This window comes from Cryobacterium aureum, from assembly GCF_002954245.1.
Lineage (GTDB): Bacteria > Actinomycetota > Actinomycetes > Actinomycetales > Microbacteriaceae > Cryobacterium > Cryobacterium aureum.
Window position 1 is genome coordinate 1 of sequence record NZ_PPTG01000027.1, and the last position, 16,005, is coordinate 16,005.

Genomic DNA, 16,005 nt, shown 5'->3' on the forward strand with positions numbered 1-16,005 from the left:
CTCACCCGTTCGCCACTGATCCAAGGAGCAAGCTCCTCTTCACCGTTCGACTTGCATGTGTTAAGCACGCCGCCAGCGTTCGTCCTGAGCCAGGATCAAACTCTCCGTAAATGTTTGAATAGCTACCCGATTCATATAAATACAAACCGAACGCCCATCTAGTGCACCCACCAACCGGAATAGGTTGAGAAGATGCAAGTTTGAAACTGACAAGAACAAATCATTACTGACTTGCTTTGTTTAGTTGCCCAACCGAAGTCAGGACTTTTTCAATATTAATTCCAAAGGAATCTCTCAGCTGCAACCCGCTAGAAACGGGCCAACAACCACGAGGTTTTTGGCATTTGACATTGTGCACGCTGTTGAGTTCTCAAGGATCGGACACACCCNGAGTTCTCAAGGATCGGACACACCCAGCCGCCGGCCACGAAGACCATTGCACTGGAGTACTTCTCTTATTTCTTGTCGCTCAGTCAGAAGTCAATATCTCGTACTTCTGGTGAACTTCATCAAGTCACTGTCGCGCGGTAATTACCGGGCTATTTTGACTTGGGATTGGTCCCGCTTGAGGCCGGAAGCACTTGGCTTTTTCCGAACCTGTGGGGTGACTTAGATGACATTACGGTGAATCCTGATACCCCGCAACTCACTGCGTCATCCCGGGCGTGTCGTGGGCGGACATCCGCTCGAAGCATGCCTGAAACGCCACGGCTACTGCTCGGGGGCGAACGCCACGAAGAGTTCGCTCACGGAGTTGTAGTACTGGTCGGTTCGGCCCTTGTGCGTCATGCCGATACGCAGGCAGACCCGCTGCGACGGCCGGTTACTGGGCGTGGTCACCGCCACTACCCGGTCGATACCGGTCTTCCAGCCTTCGGCCAGTACAGCGGACGCCGCTTCGGTCGCGTAGCCGTGATGCCACGCGTTCGGGTGAAAGTGCCAGCCGATCTCGGTGTCCCCCGACGGCACGAGTGGAGTGACCGAGCTCGACGCCGGAATGGACTTGAGCAACAGGTTGCCGAAGATTTCGCCGGTGTCGGCATCCGTTACCGCCCGAATGGCGTGAACGGGATGCTCCATCCCCTGCCAGCGGTTGATCACCGCGACCGCCTCGGCGCGATCGGTCATCACCCGCGGGTGCAGCCCGATGTGCTGTTGCACAGACCATAGGGAGTACAGCCCGAAGACGAAGTCGGTGTCATCGAGGGTCCAAGGGCGCAGCAGCAGGTGTTCGGTTCGAAGAGTTTCCACGTCGACATCTTGCCACCCGCACCTGCCGACCCCATGCAACGGAGCCGCGCAGGTGACTACTCGACGAAAATACCGGCCAGCGTCTTCTTGCCGCGGCGCAGCACTGCTACTCCCCCGGGCAGCACGGATCCTTCAATGGTCAGGTCGAGACTGGTGACCTTCTCGTTGTTGAGATACACCCCACCCTGTTGCACCGCACGTCGGGCGTCACCGATGCTCTTCGACAGCTCGGTATCGACGAGCAGCTGCAGCACGGTCGCGTGCGGCGCCGTCGTGGTGTGCGGAAGTTCGCGCAGCGCGGCTTCGAGGGTATCCGGGTCGAGCTCGGCGAGGTCACCCTGGCCGAACAGGGCTTCGGCGGCGTGGATAGCGGCATCCGTTGCGGCTTGACCGTGCACGAGGCTGGTCACCTCGAGGGCGAGTCGGCGCTGCGCTTCACGGCGGAACGGCTCGGTTTCGACGAGTTCGGCGAACCTGTCGATCTCAGTGCGCGTGAGAAACGTGAATACCTTGAGCCGAAAGACCACGTCGGCATCGTCGGTGTTGAGCCAGAACTGGTAGAAGGCATACGGGCTCGTGAGGTTCGGGTCGAGCCAGACTGCGTTGCCCTCGCTTTTGCCGAACTTGGTGCCGTCGCTGTTGGTGATGAGGGGGGTGCCGATGGCGTGCACGGTGCCGCTTTCGGCGCGGCGGATTAGATCGGTTCCACTCGTGAGGTTGCCCCACTGGTCGCTGCCGCCGGTCTGCAGCACACAGCCGTAGCTGCGGAACAGTTCGAGGTAGTCCAGGCCCTGCAGAATCTGGTAGCTGAACTCGGTGTAGCTGATGCCGGCGTCGGAATTGAGGCGCGCGCTGACGGCATCCTTTTTGAGCATGGTGCCGACGCGGTAGTACTTGCCGATTTCGCGCAAGAAATCGATGGCGCTCAGCGGCGCGGTCCAGTCCAGGTTGTTCACCAGGGTGACGGCGTTGTCGCCTTCGGAGCTAAGAAACCGGGACACCTGCGCCTGCAGGTAGCCGACCCACTCGGCGACGGTGTCGGTGGGCGTGAGCGTGCGCTCGGCGGTGGGGCGCGGGTCGCCGATGAGTCCGGTGGAACCACCGACCAGGCCGAGCGGATGGTGTCCAGCCAGTTGCAGGCGCCGCATCAGCAGCAGCTGCACCAGGTTGCCCAGGTGCAGGCTCGCCGCAGTCGGGTCGAATCCGCAGTAATAGGTGATCGGGTCACCATCGAGCAGCGCTTTGAGCTCGGTCTCGTCGGTGGAGACGTGCACGAGGCCGCGCCAGTTGATCTCCTCCCACACGGAATCGAAGGAGGGATCATTGGTCTGCTGGGCAAGAATGGTGGGGTCTGACACGCGTTCAGATTACCAGCCGGGGCCGCCTCGCCGGGTCGGCGACAGCATCCGCTCCCCGTGCGTGTCAATTCAGCCTTAAGCCTATATTAGGTTTGATTTAGCCTGTGAGCTTAATTAGACTAAATACAGGACGGAGCCTGAGCCATGTTTGTCATCACCGCTGACCAGATCGACAGCCGCAACGATCACGATCGTGCGCGGGAGATGATCGCCCAACTCCTGGCGCAGAACCCGGATGCCTTCAGTCTGCCGCCCGACCAAACCGCCGGCGATGAGATTCAGCTGCTCGTATCGGCGGCCCAGCCGACGCTCTCCACCATTCTCGCGTTGCATCGTTCCGGCCATTGGAGCGTCGGGCTCGGAATCGGCGCCGTGCGCACGCCTCTGCCGGTGTCGACCCGGCAGGCCACCGGCGGCGCGTTCATCGCGGCCCGCGATGCCGTGGTGCGCGCGAAGCGAACCGAGGCGCACTTTGCCCTCGAGGTCAGCCAAACGGATGCCGCCGCCACTGATACCGCCGCCGGCATCGAGGCGCTACTCACCATGCTGTTGCTGCTGCGTCAACGCCGCACCCCGCAGGGCTGGGAGGCCGGCGACCTGTTCGAAAGCGGGCTGGCCCAAACCGACATCGCTTCGGAGCTCAAAATCACGACCGGAGCCGTGAGCCAGCGGCTCAAGGCGGCACAGTACCGGGTCGAGCAGGCAGCGCGGCCGGCGTTGGTTAGGCTGTTGGAGCAGCTCGACCACAACGCGAACGAATCGGAAACCCTATGACTTTCACCGTTCTCACGTTTCTGTACTGGGTCGCGCTGATCCTGGTTGCCCTCGCCTCGCTCACCTGCGCCGCGATCGCCTTCAAACTGCATCGTCAGCTCTACGCCATCGCCGCCATCGCGGGACTTGCCGTAGCGCTGGTGTTGGCCGCTGTAGCCGTCGGGCCCGGCCCGAGCGCTTTCGGCATTGTGCTCGGCATGCTCGCGCTGGCCCTGGCCGTTATCGGCGGCGGTCCGGTCGCGGTACTCGCCCTCGATCTCGCTACCAACAACTCGGTGCCGCCGGGCCAGCACGGCGGAATCATGGTGCTGAACGCCGGCAAACCGGCTCCGACCATGGCCGGGGTCAGGGACCCGGAAACCCACGAGGTGCTGCGCGGCGGCGTGACCATCGGCATCCTGGAACGGCTCGCCGTGGCCGGAGCGATTCTCGCCGGTTTCCCTGAGGCCATCGCCATCGTCGTCGCCATCAAGGGTGTCGGCCGGTTCACCGAGCTGGCCGCGGCCGAATCCCGCGAACGGTTCATCATCGGCACACTGTCGAGCCTCACCTGGGCCTGTGCCTGCGCCGCACTCGTGCCGATGGCGCTGGTCTAGCGCCGCGGTTTATTTCCTCGCAGGCACACGTGTGCGCCGCCGATACAGCACTGCTCTACCGGCTCAGTGCGGCCGTCAGGTCGCGCACGCGAGCCACGAGGTGGGCCCGCTGCTCGGCGACCCGCGCCGGCGCGGTTCCGCCGACGCCGTCGCGGCTGTCGACCGATCCGCGAATGGTGAGCACCTCGCGCACCTCGGGGACGAGGTGCGGCGACAACGCCTGGAGATCGTCGTCACTGACCTCGTGCAGGTCGAGATTGTTCGTCTCAGCGAACTTCACCAGGGACCCGGTAATTTCGTGCGCATCACGGAACGAGACGTGGCGTTTGACCAGCCATTCCGCGACATCCGTGGCGAGGGAGAAACCCTGCGGCGCGAGCTCAGCCATCCGCTCGGTGTGGAAGGTGAGGGTGGCGACCATGCCGGTGAAGGCGGGCAGCAGCACTTCGAGGGTGTTGATCGAGTCAAGGACCGGCTCTTTGTCTTCCTGCAGGTCGCGGTTGTACGCCAGCGGCAGCCCCTTGAGCGTGGTCAGCAGCCCGGTGAGGTTGCCGATCATGCGGCCGGATTTGCCGCGGGCGAGCTCGGCGATATCGGGGTTCTTCTTCTGCGGCATGATCGAGGAGCCGGTGGAATAGGCGTCGTCGAGGGTGACGAAACCAAATTCGCGGGTGTTCCAGAGAATGATCTCCTCGGCCAGCCGCGACATGTCGATGCCGATTTGCGCGGTGATGTAGGCGAATTCGGCGACCAGGTCACGGCTCGCGGTGCCGTCGATGGAGTTCTCGACCACGGCGGCGAAGCCAAGGTCCACGGCCACCAGGTGCGCGTCGAGACCGAGGGTATTTCCGGCGAGGGCGCCGGATCCGTAGGGGGACGCATCCGCTCGGCGTTTCCAGTCCGCGAAGCGGTCGAGGTCGCGCACGAGCGGCCAGCAATGGGCGAGCAGGTGGTGTGCGAGCAGCACTGGCTGGGCGTGCTGCAGGTGGGTGCGGCCGGGCATGATGGCGTCTTCGTGCGCTTCGGCCTGCGCGGCGAGGGCATCGATGAGTTCGATGACGAGGGACGCGAGAATGGCGGCGTGGTCGCGCAGCCACATCCGCACGAGAGTCGCGACCTGGTCATTACGGCTGCGGCCGGCGCGGAGTTTGCCGCCCACTTCGACGCCGATTATGTCGATGAGTCCCCGCTCAAGGGCGGAGTGCACGTCTTCATCAGCTTCGGCCGGAAGAAATTCGCCAACCCGAACGGCGCGCTCGAGTTCTTCGAGCGCGCCGACCATTTTGGTCAATTCGGTGTCGGTGAGATACCCGGCGGCGGCGAGGGCCCGAGCATGCGCCCGGCTGCCCTGCAGGTCGTATTCGGCCAGCATCCAGTCGAACTGGGTCGACTTGCTTAGCCGTGCCAGTTCCGGCGACGGTCCCCCGGCGAAACGGCCGCCCCAGAGGGCGCCTGCCTTGCCGGCGCGGTTCGCGTTCTTCTCACTCGACACGCGGGCCCTACTTTGCTGCGGCGTCGCGTCGTGCGGCGACCTTGCTCGGCAGCGACCACAGTTCGATGAAACCCTTGGCCATGGTCTGGTCGAAGGAGTCGCCGGTGTCGTAGGTGGCGAGATTGAAGTCGTACAGGCTGGTCGTGCTGGTGCGGCCGGTGACGACGGCGCTGCCGGCGTGCATTTTCAAGCGGATGTCGCCGGTCACGTACTTCTGCGTGTCTTCGATGAACACGTCGAGGCTCTTCTTCAAACCGGAGAACCAGAGTCCGTCGTAGACGAGCTCGGCCCACTTGCTCTCGACGCCGCGCTTGTAGCGGGCAACGTCGCGCTCCAGGGTCATGTTTTCGAGTTCCTCGTGGGCGGCGATCAAGGCGATACCGGCCGGAGCTTCGTAGATCTCGCGGCTCTTGATGCCGACCAGGCGGTCCTCGACGATGTCGACGCGGCCGACACCCTGATCGCCGGCGCGACGATTCATCAGCTGGATCATCTGCAGCGGGGTGACCTTCTTACCGTCGATGGCGACGGGCACGCCCTGCTCGAAGGAGATGACAACCTCGGTGGGGGCGCGGGTGATCGAGGGGTCCTGGGTGTAGGTGTAGAGGTCTTCGATCGGCGCGTTCCACGGGTCTTCGAGGAATCCGGTTTCGACGGCGCGACCCCAAACGTTCTGGTCGATGGAGTACGGGCTCTTCTTCGACTGCGCGATGGGCAGGTTGTGCTTGGCGGCGTATTCGATGGCCTTGTCACGGGTGAGCTCGAAGTCGCGCACCGGGGCGAGCGAGGTCAGGTCGGGGGCGAGGGCCGCGACGGCCGCTTCAAACCGAACCTGGTCGTTGCCCTTTCCGGTGCAACCGTGGGCGACGCTGTCGGCGCCGAGTTCCTTGGCGGTGGAGGCGAGGTACTTGGCGATCAGCGGACGGCTGATGGCCGAAACGAGCGGATATCGCTTCTGGTACAGGGCGTTCGCCTTGAGCGTGGGCACGATGTAGTCGTTGGCGAACTCGTCCTTGGCGTCGATGACGATGGATTCGACGGCGCCGCAGTCGAGGGCGCGCTGACGGATCACGTCCATGTCTTCGCCCTCCTGTCCGACGTCGACGGCGAGGGCTACGACCTCTTTGCCGGTGGCATCCTTGAGCCAGCCGATGCCGACCGAAGTATCCAGTCCACCCGAGTATGCAAGTACAACGCGTTCCGCCATGGTTCTCCCTAAATCTTGATCTGTCTAAAGTTTACGTGCTGGGGCCTGCGCCCCCGGTCGTCCGCCCTGTGCCGCGGACGGGGCCTGGGCCCCGTCCACGGGCCCAGTTTATAAACTGGGCCCCGGGTCGGGGCCCAGGCCCCGTCCCGATGGCGAGAGCGAGACGGTCAGGCCGCGTTTTGCGCGAGCAACCAGACCAGCAAAGCCTTCTGGGCGTGCAGGCGGTTCTCTGCCTCATCCCAGATGATGCTCTGCGCACCGTCGATGACCTCGGCGGTCACCTCGTAGCCGCGGTCGGCCGGCAGGCAGTGCATGAAGTGCGCGCCCGGCTTGGCCAGCCCCATCAGCTCAGCGTCGACCCGGTACTGGCCGAGGTCCCCGAGCCGCGCGGCCTTCTCCTCTTCCTTGCCCATCGACACCCAGGTATCGGTGATGACCACGTCGACGCCGGTGACGGCTTCGCGCGGGTCGGTAAACAGAGAAACCGAACCGCCGGTGCGGGCAGCGATGGCCGTCGCATCCGTTACCACCTGATCGGTCGGGGTGTACCCGACCGGCGAGGCGATGCGCACGTGCATGCCGGCGGTTGCTCCCGCCAGCAGGTAAGACTGGCCCATGTTGCAGGCTCCGTCCCCGAGAAAGGCGAGGGTTTGCCCGGCGAGGTCGCCGCGGTGTTCGCGGATGGTCATCAGGTCGGCGAGCAGCTGGCAGGGGTGAAAGTCGTCGCTGAGCGCGTTGATCACCGGCACCGTGGTGCCGAGGGCCATTTCTTCGAGTCCGGCCTGGCCGTAGGTGCGCCAGACAATCGCGGCGACCTGGCGTTCGAGCACGCGGGCGGTGTCGGAGGCTGTTTCCTTGCCGCCGAGCTGGCTGTTCGCGGTGCTGATGATGAGCGGGCTGCCGCCGAGGTCGGCGATCCCGACCGCGAAGGACACTCGGGTGCGGGTCGAAGACTTGTCGAAAATGACCGCGACGGTCTGCGGGCCGGTGAGCGGACGCACCGCAAATCGGTCTCGCTTCAGCTCCAGGGCCAGATCGAGAATCTCGGCCTGTTCGGCCGGGGAGATGTCGTCGTCGCGCAGGAAATGGCGGGTCACGGTGTCACTTTCGGTTGGAGTTTGTTCAATCGCAGAGCGGATGCTGCCACCCGCATGAGCCTCCCACGCCGGCCTGAACCGGTGCAAAGTGGGATTCGCCCAGCCTAGAGGCTGGCCAGGGCTTGCCCGAACCGCTCCTGGAAGTCGGCCAATTCGGCATCGCCCACGATCAGCGGCGGGGCAATGCGAATACTGGTCTCGTTGGCGGCGTTGATGATGAGGCCATGAGCCAGGGCCGCAGCGCCGAGCTTCAGCGCGACCGGTTCGGTCAGGCCGACGCCGAGCAGCAGGCCGCGTCCGCGAACCTCTTCGATCAGCGGCGAGTGGAACCCGAGAATGATCTCGCGCAACTGCTGGCCTCGTCGAGCGGCGTTCGCGGCGAGGTCGTCGCGTTCGATCACACCGAGCACCGCGTTTGCGGTGGCGGTGACGAGCGGGTTGCCGGCGAAAGTCGAACCGTGCTGGCCGCGCCGGAACAGGTCGGAGGCCCAGCCGAAGGTGACCAGCGCACCAATGGGAACACCGCCACCCATCCCTTTGGCGATCGTGACGGCATCCGGAAGAATCTCGGCGTGGTTGTAGGCAAACCAGGCGCCTGTGCGGGCGACTCCGGTCTGGATTTCGTCGATGATCAGCAAAACACCGTGTTCGGTGCACAGCTCGCGGGCGCGTTTCAGAAATCCTTCCGGCAGGTCGATGACGCCAGCCTCGCCCTTGACCGGCTCGAGGAACAGGGCGGCGACGGTGTTGTCGATCGTGGCTTCGAGGGCCTTGATCGTGCTGTCGATGTGTTTGACACCGCCGGGCACGGGTTCGAACGCCTCCCGCATGTGCGGCTTGCCCGACAGCGCAAGCGCGCCCATGGTGCGACCGTGGAAGGAGTCGTGCAGTGAAATGATGCGCGTGCGGTGGCCCTTATTGTTCAGCCGGGCCAGTTTGAACGCGGCCTCGTTAGCCTCGGCGCCGGAGTTGCAGAAGTAGACGCGACCTTCGTCGCCGGCACCAGTGATGCGCTTGAGGCGTTCAGCCAGTTCAATTTGCGGCGGGGTCGCGAAATAGTTCGAGACGTGGCTGATCGTGCCGATCTGCTTCGTTACCGCCGCGACGACCTCGGGGTGGGCGTGACCGAGCGAGTTCACGGCGATGCCGGCCAGAAAGTCGAGATACTTGGTGCCCTTCTCGTCCCAGACGTAACAGCCTTCACCGCGCACGAGCATAGCCAGCGGCGGGCTGAACGTGCGCATCATTGAATCGGCGAACCGGTTCTGCCAGTGTTGCGTCATGCGGGTACTACCTCCGTGCCAATGCCGCTTCCAGTGAAAATTTCGAGCAGGATCGAGTGCGGCACTCGCCCGTCGATGATTGCGGCCTTGGCGACTCCGCCGCCGACAGCGTCGAGGCAGGCCGTCATTTTGGGGATCATGCCCGATTCCAGCTCGGGCAGCAGGCCACGCAGCTCGAGAACATCAATGATGGAAACGAGCGAATCCCGGTTCGGCCAGTCGCGGTAGAGCCCAGCGACATCGGTGAGAATCACGAGCTTGGCCGCGCCGAGGGCGATCGCAAGTGCGGCAGCGGCAGCGTCGGCGTTGACGTTCAGGGACTGACCCGGAACATCCGAATCGGGAGCGATCGACGACACCACCGGGATGCGGCCGGCGGCGAGTTGCGCGAGCACCGCTTCCGGGTCGACGCCGACGACGTCACCGACGAGTCCGAGGTCGACCTCTTCGCCATCAATGACCACACCACGCCGCCGTCCCCGAAACAGGCCGGCGTCTTCGCCGCTGAGTCCGGCGGCGAGCGGGCCGTGCTGGTTAATGTGGCTGACCAGGTCGCGGTTGATCTGGCCGGTGAGCACCATGCGCACGACATCCATCGCTTCGGGGGTGGTCACCCGGTAGCCGCCAAGAAACTCGCTCTCGATGCCTAGGCGCTTCAGCATGGCCGAGATCTGCGGGCCGCCGCCGTGCACGACCACCGGGCGGATGCCCGCGTAGCGGAGATAGACCATGTCTTCGGCGAAGGCACGCTGCAACTCTTCGCTCACCATGGCGTTGCCGCCGAACTTCACCACGATGATCTGGTCGTGAAAGCGTTTGAGCCAGGGCAGGGATTCGATCAGCGTTGCCGCTTTAATGGATGCTTCGGCTTGGCTGGTCTCGTCGGGCTTCGTTCTGGGTGTCTCGGTCATGATCAGCTCGAGTACGCGCTGTTCTCTTCGACGTAGTCGTGGGTGAGGTCGTTGGTCCACAGCGTGGCCATTTCGCTGCCGGCGTGCAGGTCGATCAGTACAGTCACGCCGCGGCTCGAGAGGTCGACGAGGTCGCGCGGCTGGTCCGGCTCCCCTGCTGTGCACACCTGCACACCGTTGATAGCGACGTCGATGCCGTAGGGGTCGAACGCGGCGTCCTTGACCGGGACGGTTCCGACAGCGGCGAGCACGCGGCCCCAGTTCGGGTCGTTGCCGAAGATGGCCGACTTGAACAGGTTGCTGCGCGAGACGGCGCGGGCCACGGTGACGGCTTCGTCTTCGGAGACCGCGTTCGTGACCGTGATCGCCACGTCGTGCGCGGCACCCTCGGCGTCACCTTGTAACTGCAAGACGAGGTCGCGGCAGATCTCAATAAGCGCGGCTCGGAATTCGGCCAAGTCTGCGGCGACGCCGCTGGCGCCGGAGCAGAGCAGGCTCACGGTGTCGTTGGTCGACATGCAGCCGTCAGAGTCGAGGCGGTCGAAGGTGACCCGGGTGGCCGCGTGTAGTGCCGTGTCGAGCTCGGCCGAGTCGAGCACGGCGTCGGTCGTGATGACGACAAGCATCGTAGCAAGGCCCGGAGCGAGCATGCCGGCGCCCTTGGCCATGGCGCCGATGCTCCAACCGGCGGCAGATGTGTGCGCGGCCTGCTTCGGGCGCGTGTCGGTGGTCATGATCGCCTGCGCGGCCAGCAGGCCGGCGGCCGGCGTGGTGGCGGCATCCGTTTTGATGGCGAGGGTGGCGTCCCAGACGCCGGCGGTGACGAGGTCGAGGTTGAGCTGCTCACCGATCAGGCCGGTGGAGCAGACTAGAACGTCGCCGGAGGAGATGTCGAGGCGGGTGGCGACGGCTTCGGCGGTGGCGTGGGTGGTCTGGAAGCCGATGCTGCCGGTGTAGCAGTTGGCGCCGCCGGAGTTGAGGACGATCGCGCTGACTCGGCCATCACTCATGACCTGGGTGCTCCAGATGACCGGGTTGGCCTGGCAGCGGTTGCTCGTGAATACGGTCGCGGCGTTTTGCAGCGGGCCGAGGTTCTGCACGAGGGCGAGGTCGAGCCCGCCGGACTTCTTCAGGCCGGCGGTGACGCCGGCAGCAGCAAAACCGGCGGGAAGGGTGACACTCACGGAGCAACTCCATTCATGGTCAGACCGAGTGTTTCGGTCAGACCGAGGGCAATATTGGCGGATTGGATGGCAGCGCCGGCGGTGCCCTTGACCAGATTGTCGATCGCGGTGATGGTGACGACCCGACCGGCCGCTTCGTCGACGGCCAGCCCGATCAGAGCGGTGTTGGCGCCGAGCACGTCAGCCGTGCGCGGAAAGCGGCCAGCCGGAAGCAGGTGCACGAACGGTTCGTCGGCGTAGGCACTCTCCCAGGCGCCGCGCACGGCATCGGCGCTCGTTCCCGGCACAAGTCGGGCGGTGGCCGTTGCGAGGATGCCGCGGGCCATCGGCACGATCACCGGGGTGAAGGAGATGGTGGCCTCTCGTGGCGAAATGGATGCTGCGCTCGTCGGGTCGGCGATGCCCGGCGCTGCGGCCCAGCGCAGCGACTGCACGATTTCTGGAATGTGCCGGTGGGTACCGCCGACCGCGTACGGGTTGGCCGAACCGAGGATCTCGGCGGCGAGGTTGGGCAGCTTGAGACTCTTGCCGGCACCGCTCGGGCCGACGGCGAGCACGGCCACGAGGTCCTGCGCTTCGATCACGCCGGCGTGAATGCCTGGGGCCAAGGCGAGGGCGACCGTGCTGGCATTGCAGCCGGGCGCGGCGATGCGGCGAGCGCCGACGAGCCGGTCGCGCTGCTTGCCGTTCACGGTGGGCAGTTCGGGCACGCCGTAGGTCCAGGCACCGAAGTAGTCGCCGCCGTAGAATGCGGCCCAGTCGTCGGAACTTTCCAGGCGGTGGTCGGCGCCGCAGTCCACGACGAGGGTCTCGGCGGGCAGATGCGCGGTGAGTTCGCCGGATTTTCCGTGCGGCAGGGCCACGAAGACAACGTCGTGGCCGCTGAGATTCTGGGGCGTCGTGTCGACGAGGGTTAGGTGGGCGAGGGAACGCAGCGAGGGTTGCACGTCGATCAGTCGCTGCCCGGCGTTGCTGTGTGCGGTGACCGTGCGCACCTCGAATTCGGGGTGTCCGGCGAGCAGCCGCAACAGTTCGCCGCCCGCATACCCGCTCGCGCCCGCCACTGCCACCGAAAAAGCCATGAGTTAAACCTAGCGCGGCCCCGGCGGCCCCGTTTCCGCGGCCGCGCGGGGAGTCACGGGTGGGCACCAGCGCTACTCGCGCAGGGTGGCCCCGAAGCGGTCGGCGGCGAGGGCAACGCCGGCCAGACGGGCGGCGCTCGCCTCGGCGGCAGTCAGCGTGCGCTCCTCGCCGCGAAAACGCAGCGCGAAGGTGAGCGATTTCTGGCCGGCGTCGACGCCGGCACCGCGGTAGTCGTCGACCAGTTCGATGTTCTCGAGCAGGTTACCGGCCCCCTCAGCGACGGCCGCGCGTAAGTCGGAAGCCGGCACGGAGGCCGCGACGACGAGCGAGAGGTCCTGCGTGGCGGCGGGCATCGTGCGAATGGGCGTGACGGTGAGATCGCCGTCGGCCCGCGCGAAGACGAGCCCCAGGTTGATCTCCGCGACGGCAACGACAGCGGGCAGGTCGTAGTCGTCGGCCACCGCAGGAAGCAGTTCGCCGGCGAATCCGACCGACACCGTCGAAGCCGCGGCGGTCGCGGCGGAAACGGTGACGAACAACTCGGCGGTGCGGCCCGGGTGCATCGCCGGGTGCAGACCTTGGCGCACCTCGATACGCACGCCGGTGGCCAGAGCTACCTGCTGCACGGCGGCCAGCGCCGACTGCCAGCCAGCAGCAACGGCCGGCTGTCCCGGCTGGTGCCGCACGTCGTTGCCGACGAGAACGACGCCGACCAGGAGCGGCTGCGGAACGATTCCCGCGTTCAGCGCCGCCTCGGCCTCGGCGCTCGGGCGCTCACCTCCGGTGGGAAGCACGGCTGTGCCGTACGCCACTTCGGGTTCGGGCCGGAAAACCAGTCCCTGCTCGTAGATAGCGAGATCCACCAGTCCGCGTGAGCGGTTGCGGTGCGCGATCTGCAGCAGGCCCGGCAGCATCGAGGTGCGCAGGAACGGCGCCTCCCCGTCGAGCGGGTTCGCCACCTTCATCTGAGGAACCGCAACCGGCATAGCGGATGCCGCACCCGTCTCGGCAACGGTTGCTCCGGCATCCGCTGCACGGGTGGTCACGGGCGCAACCGCCACTCCAAACAGGTTGTTCGCCCGCTCGGACACGAACGGGTAGGTCAGCACCTCGGTGTGACCGGTTGCCGCGAGGGTCTGCGCGACGGTGCGGCGCAGCGTCTGCGTGCGGGTCAGGCCGCGGCCGGGCGGCGCGACGGGCAGCACCGAAGGAATGCGGTCGTACCCGACGATGCGGGCGACCTCCTCGGCGAGGGTCCACTTGTCAGTGAGGTCGGGTCGCCAGCTCGGCGGGGTGACCTGCAGGTCACCGTCGGCCTCGATCAGTGACGCACCGATGTCGACGAGGGCATCGCGCACCTCGTCACCGGTGTACGCCAGGCCAATGAGGCCAGATACGAACCCGGTCGGCAGCAGAATCGGCTGCGGTGCCGGGGCCTCGTCGTAGACCGAACCGAGGTCGTCGGCGGCTCCCCCGGCAAGGTCGACGAGCAGCTGCACGACTCGCGCAGCGGCAACAGCGGCAACGCGCGGGTCGACGCCACGTTCGAACCGCTTGCTCGCCTCGCTCGGCAGTTTGTGTCGGCGAGCAGAGCGCGCAATCGACACCGGGTCGAAGTTGGCGGCCTCGACAAGAACGTTGACGGTCTGCGCGGTGATTTCAGTGCTCGCCCCGCCCATCACGCCGGCCAGTCCTATCGGCCCGGATTCATCGGTGATCAGCAAATCTTCAACGCTGAGAGTGCGGGTGACCGCGTCGAGCGTGGTGAACTTCTCGCCGGCCGTCGCGCGGCGCACGATGATGCCGCCCTGTAGTTTGTCGAGGTCGTAGCCGTGCAACGGCTGGCCGAGCTCGAACATCACGTAGTTGGTCACGTCGACGACGAGGGAAATGGTGCGGATGCCCACCAGCCCCAGTCGCGCGATCATCCAGGCCGGAGTCGGCCGGGTCGGGTCGACGCCGCGCACGACGCGGGTCACGAACACGCTCGCGCCGACGTGGTCCCGAATCGGCGCCTGGTCGTCGATCGTGACCGGGAACCGGGTGACCGGGGCCACGACGGTGAGGGCAAGTGCGGGGTCGCGAAACGGCACGCCGGTGGCGTGCGAGTATTCGCGGGCGACACCGCGAATGGAGAAGGCGTAGCCGCGGTCGGGGGTGACGTTGATTTCGACGGCGCTGTCATCCAGGCCGAGCAGCGGGATGGCGTCCGTTCCCACCGGGGCGTCGATGCCGAGCGAGGCTAGGAGCAGAATGCCGTCGTGCTCGTCGCCGAGGCCGAGTTCACGGGCTGACGCAATCATGCCGTCGGAGACATGGCCGTAGGTTTTGCGGGCCGCGATCGGAAACGGGCCGGGCAGCGAGGCGCCGGGCAGGGTCACGACGACCTTGTCGCCGACGGCAAAGTTGTGCGCGCCACAGATGATGCCGTGCACGGCCGGGCCGCCGTCGGCGGCGAGTTCGTCGCCCGGTGCAACGCGCACCTGGCACCAGTTGATGGTCTTGCCGTTGGTCTGCTCTTCGCCGACGAATTCGAGTACCTCGCCGACCACGATCGGGCCGGAGACCTCGATTCGGTGGATGTCTTCCTCTTCGAGGCCGACGCTCACGAGCGCGGCGTGCACGTCTTCCGGCGTGGTGCCGGGCGCGAGGTCGACGTATTCGCCGAGCCAGCTCAGTGGTACCCGCATTAGAGGTTCATCCCGAACTGCTGGCTGAACCGAATATCGCCCTCGACCATGTCGTGCATGTCCTTTACGTCATTTCTAAACATCACAGCTCGTTCCACACCCACTCCGAACGCGAACCCGGAGTACACCTCGGGGTCGATTCCGGCCGAGCGCAGCACATTGGCGTGCACCATGCCGCAGCCGCCCCACTCGATCCAGCGTGCGCCGTCCTTGAAGGTGGGGTGCCAGACGTCGAGCTCCGCGCTCGGCTCGGTGAACGGAAAATAGTTGGGGCGCAGGCGCACCTTGGCTTCGGGGCCGAACAGTGCCTGCACGAAGTGATCGAGCGTGCCACGCAGGTTCGCCATGGTGAGTCCCTTGTCGATGGCGATGCCCTCGATCTGGTGGAACACCGGCGTGTGGGTCGCGTCGAGTTCGTCAGTGCGAAACACCCGCCCGGGCGCGACCACGTAGACCGGGAGCTCTCGCGACAGCAACGCGCGCAGCTGCACGGGCGAGGTCTGCGTGCGGAGAACGAGGTGGGCATCCGTCGGCTCAACGAAGAAGGTGTCCTGCATGGCGCGGGCCGGGTGGTCCTCGTCGAAGTTGAGACCGTCGAAGTTGAACCATTCGCTCTCCAGCTCCGGCCCTTCGGCGACTTCCCAGCCCATGGCCACGAACACATCGGCGGCACGTTCCATGAGAAGAGACGTAGGATGCCGCGCCCCGGCTTTCCAAGCGGAGCTCGCTGCCGTCACGTCCACCGTTTCAGCGAGCAGCCGCGCGGCCGCTTCAATCGCACCGATCTCGTCTTCGCGAGCGGTCAACGCCTTGGTGACGGTGCCGCGGGCCTGGCCGACGAGCTTGCCGGCAGCAGCTTTCTGGTTGCCGGGCACGCTGCGCATCAGCGCGTTGAGCTTCGACAGCGGCGACGACTCCCCCGCGTGCTCGCTGCGCACATGCTTGAGCAGTGCGGTCGTAGCAGCTACGGCGATGGCGGCCAGAGCGGCGTCAACCGCAGCGTTCACTGCCTCTTCGGTAATGGCGGGTGGGTCGATGGGACCAGCGGAATCAGACACAGTCCCTGAGTTTACCCGCCC

Annotated in this window: 13 protein-coding genes and 1 rRNA gene; 2 read left to right on the top strand and 12 right to left on the bottom strand. The window is 65.7% G+C overall.

Translation table 11 applies throughout. From position 1 onward, the window contains the following. The 3 genes from CJ028_RS10315 to tyrS all read right to left on the bottom strand — a co-directional run. Nucleotides 1-111 (bottom strand): 16S ribosomal RNA (locus CJ028_RS10315); the annotation flags it as partial. A 600-nt stretch (nt 112-711) separates the two neighbouring features. Next, nucleotides 712-1,251: a GNAT family N-acetyltransferase gene (locus CJ028_RS10320; RefSeq protein WP_105035176.1), complete on the bottom strand. Its 540-nt coding sequence runs from the start codon at nt 1,249-1,251 to the stop codon at nt 712-714. 56 nt (nt 1,252-1,307) lie between these two features. Continuing rightward, nucleotides 1,308-2,609, bottom strand: coding sequence for a tyrosine--tRNA ligase (tyrS, locus tag CJ028_RS10325; protein WP_105035177.1), 1,302 nt, complete (start codon nt 2,607-2,609; stop codon nt 1,308-1,310). A gap of 144 nt (nt 2,610-2,753) precedes the next feature. Between tyrS and CJ028_RS10330 the strand changes: the two genes are divergently transcribed. Beyond that, nucleotides 2,754-3,383: a DNA-binding protein gene (locus tag CJ028_RS10330; protein WP_105035178.1), complete on the top strand. Its 630-nt coding sequence runs from the start codon at nt 2,754-2,756 to the stop codon at nt 3,381-3,383. Continuing rightward, nucleotides 3,380-3,979: a hypothetical protein gene (locus CJ028_RS10335; protein WP_105035179.1), complete on the top strand. Its 600-nt coding sequence runs from the start codon at nt 3,380-3,382 to the stop codon at nt 3,977-3,979. Before CJ028_RS10330 ends, CJ028_RS10335 begins: the two co-directional genes overlap by 4 nt. Before the next feature lie 55 nt (nt 3,980-4,034). Here CJ028_RS10335 and argH read toward each other — a convergent pair whose 3' ends face one another. The 9 genes from argH to pheS form a co-directional block, all read right to left on the bottom strand. Continuing rightward, entirely contained in the window at nt 4,035-5,471 is a 1,437-nt protein-coding gene (gene argH, locus CJ028_RS10340) for an argininosuccinate lyase (RefSeq protein WP_105035180.1), read from the bottom strand. A gap of 7 nt (nt 5,472-5,478) precedes the next feature. Continuing rightward, complete coding sequence (locus CJ028_RS10345) at nt 5,479-6,678, bottom strand: argininosuccinate synthase (RefSeq protein ID WP_105035181.1); 1,200 nt, start codon at nt 6,676-6,678, stop codon at nt 5,479-5,481. 167 nt (nt 6,679-6,845) lie between these two features. After that, nucleotides 6,846-7,775, bottom strand: a complete 930-nt coding sequence (argF, locus tag CJ028_RS10350; protein ID WP_105035182.1) for an ornithine carbamoyltransferase — start codon at nt 7,773-7,775, stop codon at nt 6,846-6,848. A gap of 104 nt (nt 7,776-7,879) precedes the next feature. Continuing rightward, nucleotides 7,880-9,058 (bottom strand): acetylornithine transaminase, encoded by a 1,179-nt coding sequence (locus CJ028_RS10355; RefSeq protein WP_105035183.1) that lies wholly within the window; start codon nt 9,056-9,058, stop codon nt 7,880-7,882. Next, entirely contained in the window at nt 9,055-9,969 is a 915-nt protein-coding gene (gene argB / locus CJ028_RS10360; RefSeq protein ID WP_105035184.1) for an acetylglutamate kinase, read from the bottom strand. Before argB ends, CJ028_RS10355 begins: the two co-directional genes overlap by 4 nt. 2 nt (nt 9,970-9,971) lie before the next feature. Continuing rightward, nucleotides 9,972-11,153 carry a bifunctional glutamate N-acetyltransferase/amino-acid acetyltransferase ArgJ gene (argJ, locus tag CJ028_RS10365; RefSeq protein ID WP_105035185.1) on the bottom strand — a complete coding sequence of 394 codons (1,182 nt, stop codon included), beginning with the start codon at nt 11,151-11,153 and terminating at the stop codon, nt 9,972-9,974. After that, a complete protein-coding gene (gene argC / locus CJ028_RS10370) occupies nt 11,150-12,235 on the bottom strand; it encodes an N-acetyl-gamma-glutamyl-phosphate reductase (protein ID WP_105035186.1) in 1,086 nt (361 codons plus the stop codon). The genes argJ and argC overlap by 4 nt, the downstream gene beginning before the upstream one ends. A gap of 72 nt (nt 12,236-12,307) precedes the next feature. Further along, entirely contained in the window at nt 12,308-14,926 is a 2,619-nt protein-coding gene (gene pheT, locus CJ028_RS10375; RefSeq protein WP_105035187.1) for a phenylalanine--tRNA ligase subunit beta, read from the bottom strand. Beyond that, nucleotides 14,926-15,984: a phenylalanine--tRNA ligase subunit alpha gene (gene pheS / locus CJ028_RS10380; protein ID WP_105035188.1), complete on the bottom strand. Its 1,059-nt coding sequence runs from the start codon at nt 15,982-15,984 to the stop codon at nt 14,926-14,928. Before pheS ends, pheT begins: the two co-directional genes overlap by 1 nt. Nucleotides 15,985-16,005: the final 21 nt, after the last annotated feature.